This window comes from Aquimarina sp. (assembly GCF_977115655.1).
Window position 1 is genome coordinate 24,574 of sequence record NZ_CDSBKO010000062.1, and the last position, 7,874, is coordinate 32,447.

The following is a 7,874-nucleotide window of genomic DNA, read 5'->3' on the forward strand; positions in this document are numbered from 1 at the left end:
ATTTTACGTTTCACCAATTTCTGGAATACCATAAATAAAAAAAATGGCGCAGAAGTTGTGGTAATTTAATAATTGTCACAAATAATAATTTTAATAGCTTTAGATGAAACATTTCATTTTAGGAGTACTTCTTACCATATTCGGTTTTACCTTTATTTATTCACAAACCAAAGTTAGTGGCCAGATATATGATAGTTTTAAACAGCCAGTGCCATTTGCCAATATCGTATTTGTAAATTCTACTGTAGGTACAATAACAGATGAAAACGGCAGGTTCTATATGGAAGCTGATGAAAAATATTCCAGCATCAAAGTTTCTTTTATTGGTTTTCAAACAAAAACAATAAAATTAACTGGTAGTGTTACCTATAATATGGAGGTTATTCTGGAGGAAGAGGCTGCAGCACTAGATGAAGTTGTTATTTATAAAGGTAAAACTTCCAAAAAAAACAACCCTGCTATTGATATCCTAAGAAAAATATGGAAAAATCGTAGAGAGAATGGAGTCAAAAAGTTTAAACAATATGCTTATGATAAGTATGAAAAATTAGAATTTGATTTAAATACGATTGATAGTGCATTAATTAATAGCAGAATTTTTAATGGTATGGAATTCATTTTTAATGATATCGATACCTCAAGAGTAACCGGAAAAACATATTTGCCTATTTTTCTTAATGAAGCCTTTTCAAAAGTATATGGTGATAATACCATAAACGAGCACAAAGAAGTTCTTAAAGGAAATAAAAATGCCGGGTTTAGCGATAACCAAACCTTAATTGCATTTGTTAAAGATCTGTATTCTGATTATGATGTTTATGAAAATTATTTAAAGTTTTTTGACAAAAGTTTTACCAGCCCGCTATCCCGAACAGGAATTAATGTATACAACTATGTGCTTTCTGACAGTGCATATATTGACAACAAGTGGTGCTATAACATAATCTATTATCCCAGAAGAAAAAATGAGTTGACTTTTAAAGGGGATTTTTGGGTAAATGATACTACCTGGGCTATTAAAGAAATAAACCTGGAAGTTACTAAAAGCGCAAACATAAACTGGGTAAAAGATCTGTATATAGAACAAGAATTTGATGTTTTAAATGATTCCATTTTTCTAATCACTAAAGATTATTTTCAATCTGATTTTGCATTTAGCAAAAAAGAAAAATCCAGAGGTGTTTATGGCAAAAGAACTACCTTATATGACAACTATAAATTTGACATAAACAAAGATAAAAAATTCTATCAAAACCAGGTAGATCCTTATGATCAGGACATATACAACAGGGCAGATTCTTTTTGGGACACTGCCCGAATGGAAGGTTTAAACAAGGATGAGCAAAAAGTATATAAATTACTGGACACCCTTAAAACCGTAAAAGCTTTCAAACGACTTTATAGTATTGGTACTATATTGGCAACAGGATATGTAGAGCTAAATAATTTTGATTTTGGACCTCTGTTCTCTACTGTAGGGTACAATGATATTGAAGGTTGGAGATTACGAGCAGGAGGACGAACCTATTTTACAGCCAATGACAGATGGAGAATTGAAGGCTATGGAGCTTATGGGTTTAAAGACAACAAATTTAAGTATGGCATGTCTGGTAAATACCTGATAGACAGAAAATCCAGGCTCATTGTTTCAGCAGGCAACCGAAGAGATGTAGAACAATTAGGAGCAAGCTTAACCAATACAAATGATGTTGAAGGCAGAAGTTTAGCTTCGTCATCTATTATAGCAACAGGGGACAACGACAGACTAACATCCATCAATCTATCTGCTGTATCTATGCAATTAGAACCCAGAAAAAACTTAACAGTTGGAGTTACAGGATCTTTTAGAACTTTAAAACCAGCCGACAGATCTTTATTTAGTTTAGATTTTAACGATCCTGAAACAAATACCCCTAAAACAAAGATTAACCAAACTGAAATAGCAACCACAATTGCTTATTTTCCCGGTAGAAAAACTACAGGGTACGGTGTAGACAGAATAATAGTTAATTCTGGAAACTACGCTACCTTATTTCTTAATTATGGGGTAGGAATAAAAGACATAGCAGAAAGTGATTTTGATTATCAAAAAGTACAATTCTTATACCAACAACCATGGAATATTGGAGGTTTTGGGCAGTTAAACAGCACGTTCGAAGTGGGCAAAACCTTTGGTGATGTACCCCTTGGCCTATTAAGTGTTATACCCGGAAATCAAACATACCTTTCTATTTATAATACTTTTCCCCTACTCAATTTCTATGAATTTGTAACCGATACTTATGCTACTTTACATCTGGAACATAATTTTAATGGAAGGATATTTTCAAGGATACCTTTACTAAGAAAATTAAATCTAAGAGAACTTGTTGGCTTTAGATCAGCATGGGGAGATTTATCTGATGCTAACAGATTATTAAGCAGTCCTTCTGGAGAGCTTCTTCTTACTCCCAAAGATAAAGCTTACTGGGAATACAGCCTGGGAGTAGGCAATATTTTTAAAGTATTCAGAATTGATTTTCATTTTAGAGGAAATTATTTTGAGAACCCCGATGCACGTAAATTTGGAGTTACCGGGTCATTTGGGTTTCATTTCTAGTAGTATTACTTTAAAACAACAACAGCAACTTCTAGACAAGGATACGAGGTATATTCAAATATATATATTGTTTTTGAAACAAGCCTTTGAAAATTAAAACTTTGATGAAGGATTATATTGTTTTTTACCTATTTGTTATTAAAAATCCAATAGATGATCTTTATATTAAAATTTATATAAAACTTAATATTTTACCGTAATAAATTTTAACCAACCTCTTGTAATCTCTATATTTGCTGCCATTAAAAAAAGAGAATAGAATTATGAGCGCAGCTACTCGCGAAAGCTTTGATGTACTTATTGAAATCCCTAAAGGAAGTCGAAATAAGTATGAATACGATTTTGAGATAAAAAAAATAAGATACGACCGTATGATTTTTTCATCTATGATGTATCCCGCAGACTATGGGTTTATCCCCGAAACGCTTGCTTTGGATGGCGATCCCCTGGATGTATTAGTTCTTGTTACCGAGCCAACTTTTCCTGGTTGTGTAATGGAAGTAAAACCAATTGGGGTATTCCACATGGCTGACGAAAAAGGCCCGGACGAAAAAGTGGTATGTGTACCAGTTTCTGACCCTATAGCAGGTCGAATTAACGATCTTAAAGAATTAAACCCTCATTTAATAAAAGAAATAGAGCACTTTTTTCAAGTATATAAAGATTTAGAAAAGAAAAAAGTCGATGTTGGCGGATGGGGTGATGTTGGTGAGGCCAAAGACATCATTAAAGCCTGTGTAAAACGTTTTGAAGATTTAGAAAACAAACCAGAAGGCTTATTTAGCATTTATTAATATCCCTTTCAGGATCATAAAAAAAGCACAATATTTTATATAAAATATTGTGCTTTTTCTATTTAGGGTATTTTTACTACTTTTAGATACCAATTAACTTAAAAATTATTACTAATTAACTTAAAACACACTGAATGGGATCAAATATGATTTATATGCCAATTGTTTTGGCATTACTAGGGCTAGTTTACATGCTAATCAAAAAATCTTGGGTAATGAAACAAGATGCCGGTGATGGCAAAATGAAAGAAATTTCAGATCATATTTACGAAGGCGCCTTAGCTTTCCTAAATGCAGAATACAAATTACTAGCAATATTCGTTATAATAGTAAGCGCCTTATTATTTATTGTTTCTTTAATAGTAGACACAACACACTGGCTAATTGTAATTGCTTTTATTTTTGGAGCTGTATTCTCTGCTTTTGCAGGAAATATAGGTATGAAAATTGCCACCAAAACAAATGTTAGAACTACTCAGGCAGCTCGTACCAGCTTACCAAATGCTCTAAAAATATCTTTTGGTGGAGGTACCGTAATGGGACTTGGTGTTGCAGGGCTAGCTGTGTTAGGACTAACAACTTTCTTCATTATATTTTACCATGTATTTATGGGAGGCGAATGGACCTCTACAGATAAAATGACCATAGTTTTAGAAACCTTAGCAGGGTTCTCTTTAGGAGCAGAATCTATTGCTTTATTTGCTCGTGTTGGTGGTGGTATATACACTAAAGCTGCAGATGTAGGTGCTGACCTTGTAGGTAAAGTAGAAGCAGGTATACCAGAAGATGATCCACGTAACCCCGCTACCATTGCAGATAATGTAGGAGATAATGTAGGAGATGTTGCTGGTATGGGAGCCGATTTGTTTGGATCTTATGTAGCAACTGTACTTGCCGCTATGGTATTAGGTAATTACGTAATTAAAGATATGGGGGGAGCCATTACAGATATTTTTGGTGGTATCGGACCAATTTTATTACCAATGTCTATTGCCGGTGCAGGTATTATAATCTCTGTAATAGGAACGATGCTTGTTAAAATCAAAAACAACGATGCCAAAGAAGCCCAGGTAATGGGAGCACTTAATATCGGTAACTGGACATCTATTATTTTGGTAGCAGTAGCTTGTTTTGCATTATGCAAATGGATGCTTCCAGAAACTATGACTATGGAGTTCTTTGGAGAAGGTCCAATTCAGATCTCTTCAATGAGAGTTTTTTACGCCACTCTGGTAGGTTTGGTTGTAGGAGCAGTGATCTCGTCTGTAACCGAATACTATACAGGTCTGGGCAAATCACCTATTCTTAAAATCGTACAACAATCAAGTACAGGTGCCGGAACAAACATTATTGCTGGTTTGGCAACCGGAATGATCTCTACATTTCCATCTGTATTATTATTTGCAGGAGCTATCTGGGCATCTTATGCCTTTGCCGGATTTTATGGCGTAGCACTGGCAGCCTCTGCAATGATGGCCACCACAGCTATGCAATTAGCAATTGATGCCTTTGGACCAATATCTGATAATGCTGGTGGAATTGCTGAAATGAGCGAACAGGAACCAATAGTAAGAGAACGTACAGATATATTAGACTCTGTAGGAAACACAACTGCGGCCACAGGTAAAGGATTTGCTATTGCTTCTGCAGCATTAACATCGTTAGCCCTATTTGCAGCCTATGTTACTTTTACTGGTATTGATGGAATTAACATTTTTAAAGCACCCGTACTCGCAATGTTATTTGTTGGCGGTATGGTACCAGTAGTATTCTCTGCTTTAGCAATGAATGCGGTAGGTAAAGCAGCTATGGAAATGGTACAGGAAGTGCGTCGCCAGTTTAGGGATATTCCGGGGATAATGGAAGGCACTGGTAAGCCTGAATATGACAAGTGTGTTGCTATTTCTACAAAAGCTTCTCTTAAAGAAATGATGTTACCGGGATTATTGACTATTGGATTTCCTATAGTAATAGCATTTGTTCCATTAGTATTTGGAATGGATAGATTAGCCATTGCCGAAATGTTGGGAGGATATATGGCTGGAGTTACCGTAAGTGGTGTATTATGGGCTATTTTTCAAAACAATGCTGGTGGTGCCTGGGACAATGCCAAAAAATCATTTGAAGCAGGTGTAGAAATTAACGGAGAGATGACCTACAAAGGCTCTGATGCTCATAAAGCTGCTGTTACAGGCGATACTGTTGGAGATCCTTTTAAAGACACGTCTGGCCCTTCAATGAACATTTTAATTAAACTAACATGCTTGATAGGACTTGTAATTGCCCCTATTCTAGGCGGAAATCATACAGAAACAGTAGTAGCTGATAATACTTCAAAAGTGATAGAGTATCGTAATGACTCCTCTTCAAACAAAGTACTAGTTAGTATGAAAACAGAAAATGAACAAGCAATTGCTACCGTAACTATTCAAACTATAGAGAATGGAAAAGTAAAACATAAAGTACAAGAATTAAGAGGTTCTGAGGCTGAAATAAAAGCTAAAATCGAAGCTATCAAAACTTCCATAAAATAAAAACATAAAGTTTTATAAGTTTTATTTAAAATCAACCTCGCTCTTTAAGCGAGGTTGATTATTTTTATTCAAAATAGTTTTACATGTTTAAGAAAAAAACATTACGTATCAATACTTATGAAGGTTATGGCACGGACACTAATTTTCATGCCAAGGGAAGAGCTTTGGAAGATGAAAATGTAAATTTTGATTCGGATCAAAATACATACAAAACCCTTAAAAATATATATAAGCAATTAGAAAGTGATGAAATACCCAATACTTCTATTGAGCTAAAACTTTCTAATGGAAAAATATTTGAAACTATAACAGATCCCGAAGGGTATTACCATTTTAATCTTACTATCCCCAATCTTACTTCGCTAACCGATAACAAAGGCTGGGTTTCGTATGCTGTTGCTTATAAAACAAACACATTAAAAAAACAGATTAGTGACCAAAATATATTTCCCGGCAAAATGCTAATCCCTTCTACCAATGCTCAATTTGCTATTATAAGCGATATTGATGACACTATTTTACACACCGGGGTAGCCTCTATTTTAAAATGGAGAGTAGCTGTTAATACCCTTTTTAAAAATTATGATAAGCGGATGCCGGTTGAAGGGACTGTTGATTTTTACAAAAAGCTACAGATTGGAACAAAAAAGAGCACTGTTAATCCGTTTTTTTATGTAAGCAATAGCCCTTGGAATTTGTACGACTATTTATGTGCGTTTATAGAAAAAAATCATTTCCCAAAAGGCCCTATTCTACTCAGAGATTTTAGAACTCCGTTTGATAAAACGCCAAAACCTACAGAACCCCATAAACGTTCTGAGATTATAAAATTGTTAAGGTTGTATGCACATCTCAAATTTATTTTGATAGGAGATAGTGGAGAAAAAGATGCCGATATCTATACAAAAATTGCTGAAGAATATCCTGATCGCATTTTGGCAATCTACCTAAGAGATGTTAATCATAGTAGAAAAGAAAAACGGATTAAAAAGATAATACAATCTTTTAAGACCTCTCCTATCCTGCTTATCCGTAATTCTGAAGAAGCCATTCAACATGCAAAAGAATCCGGTTTTATATAATTTACTCTTTCAGGCTTCTTACTTCAGAGGTTAACACCAGCATTGCCTCTTGCAGTTGTTTCATACCGGCTACATTTGAATTTGCATCAATATTAAAGCTTAATTTACTGTTTACCTCCCAAAGTTCTACAATTTGATGTGCCTGAATGTTATATGGTAAATACTCAGAATTTAATGAAACTAAAGTTATTACAGATACATCTTCGTTTTTTCTAATCTTTTTAACTACGACGCTATCTTCTAATACAACAACACACACTGTATTATTATTTACCTCAGAAAGGTTGTTTACTGCCTTTCCTATCACCCATTCTTTTGGCTCTAATAATGGCAACATACTATCTCCTTCTACTTGAAAACCTCTGTAAGTAGCATTTCGATATTCTGGCAACGGGATATCAAAAGCAGGTAATTGCTGATACCAATCCAAATCATGTACATTATGAGGATACCCGGCGGCAGCTTTTACATTTACCAAAACTATATTTTCATTGTTCTGTGAGTCGATGGTAACAACTTTGGGAGAAACATCCCCCAAATGCAATTGTATTTTTTTTTGAGAACTTTCTCCAAACAACCACAAAGGATTAATATTAAATTCTTGTAATAATTTAGCAACAACTTTTCCTGAAATCTTGGTTTTACCCCTTTCTATATCTGCTGTAGAATTTTTAATTTGTAAAATCTTAGCAAAATCGGATTGAGTATAATGGTTCTCTTCGCGAATTTGTTTAAAACGCTTTATGGTTTGGTCAGTTAAAATATCCATAAAATAGAAAAAATTAATAATTAAATCATACTAAGCGGGGCTTAATACCATTTTAACTTTGAAATAGCACTAATAAATTATTTCTTTTTCATCTGT

5 protein-coding genes are annotated in these 7,874 nt (G+C 34.3%); 4 read left to right on the forward strand and 1 reads right to left on the reverse strand.

What is annotated here, in order from left to right; all coding sequences use genetic code 11:
• Positions 1-103: 103 nt before the first annotated feature.
• From ACZIYX_RS20000 to ACZIYX_RS20015, 4 genes are all read left to right on the forward strand, one after another.
• Positions 104-2,599: a DUF5686 and carboxypeptidase-like regulatory domain-containing protein gene (locus ACZIYX_RS20000; protein WP_462684029.1), complete on the forward strand. Its 2,496-nt coding sequence runs from the start codon at positions 104-106 to the stop codon at positions 2,597-2,599.
• A gap of 263 nt (positions 2,600-2,862) precedes the next feature.
• Positions 2,863-3,393 carry an inorganic diphosphatase gene (locus ACZIYX_RS20005; protein WP_462684030.1) on the forward strand — a complete coding sequence of 177 codons (531 nt, stop codon included), beginning with the start codon at positions 2,863-2,865 and terminating at the stop codon, positions 3,391-3,393.
• A 134-nt stretch (positions 3,394-3,527) separates the two neighbouring features.
• Positions 3,528-5,927, forward strand: coding sequence for a sodium-translocating pyrophosphatase (locus tag ACZIYX_RS20010; protein ID WP_462684031.1), 2,400 nt, complete (start codon positions 3,528-3,530; stop codon positions 5,925-5,927).
• A gap of 83 nt (positions 5,928-6,010) precedes the next feature.
• Positions 6,011-7,009 carry an App1 family protein gene (locus tag ACZIYX_RS20015; protein WP_462684032.1) on the forward strand — a complete coding sequence of 333 codons (999 nt, stop codon included), beginning with the start codon at positions 6,011-6,013 and terminating at the stop codon, positions 7,007-7,009.
• 1 nt (position 7,010) lies between these two features.
• On the opposite strand, the gene ACZIYX_RS20020 is transcribed toward ACZIYX_RS20015, so the two are convergent.
• Complete coding sequence (locus ACZIYX_RS20020; protein ID WP_462684033.1) at positions 7,011-7,778, reverse strand: XRE family transcriptional regulator; 768 nt, start codon at positions 7,776-7,778, stop codon at positions 7,011-7,013.
• Positions 7,779-7,874 lie beyond the last annotated feature (96 nt).